1 protein-coding gene is annotated in these 598 nt (G+C 66.6%); it reads left to right on the top strand.

Annotated features, from left to right (window positions below; translation table 11 throughout):
- Positions 1-265: 265 nt before the first annotated feature.
- The coding region (locus tag DN069_RS37035) for a DUF6643 family protein (RefSeq protein ID WP_341538530.1) at positions 266-598 on the top strand (333 nt) is incomplete at its 3' end.

The following is a 598-nucleotide window of genomic DNA, read 5'->3' on the forward strand; positions in this document are numbered from 1 at the left end:
CGGCCACCCCCCGGTGCCACCCTTCGCGCACGCGACCGAAAACCTGCTTCCGCCCTCCCCTGGTCTCCGACCTCGGGAGGGCGTTTTGCGACCGACCGGTAAACATTGCATCAACAAAGCGACCGAGGCGCACCACACTCTGCTGCCGATCTGACCGTTTTTCACCACTTCGTGCAGCTGTACGAGTCAAAAGCTCGGCAATCCCCGCAACTCACTGTGGTGACACTCTCCTCAGCAGGCACGTTGTGGGCTTACCGTATGCGTCATGACCTCCCGCTCCTACGACGGAGTCGGTTACTACGCTCCGTCCTTTGCCTCGGACACCCCCATCTACGACAGCCTCGTGGCTGAGCGGGGCGTCCCCCAGATCGCGCCGATCAATGTGCCTGCGGCGCTGCCGCCGGCCGGTTACGACAGCTTTGGCTCGTCGTCGTACGGATCCTCGTTCGGCACGGGCTACGGCTCGTCCTACACGCCGGGCAACAACCTGCCGGCGCCGCGTCTGGCCCTGGGCCCGGGACCGAGCAGCCCCAGCTACACCTCGCCCGGCCCGGCGCCCCAGCCGTACATCCCCCCGCAGCCCAACTACGGTGGCGCG

This window comes from Streptacidiphilus pinicola, from assembly GCF_003258295.1.
Lineage (GTDB): Bacteria > Actinomycetota > Actinomycetes > Streptomycetales > Streptomycetaceae > Streptacidiphilus > Streptacidiphilus pinicola.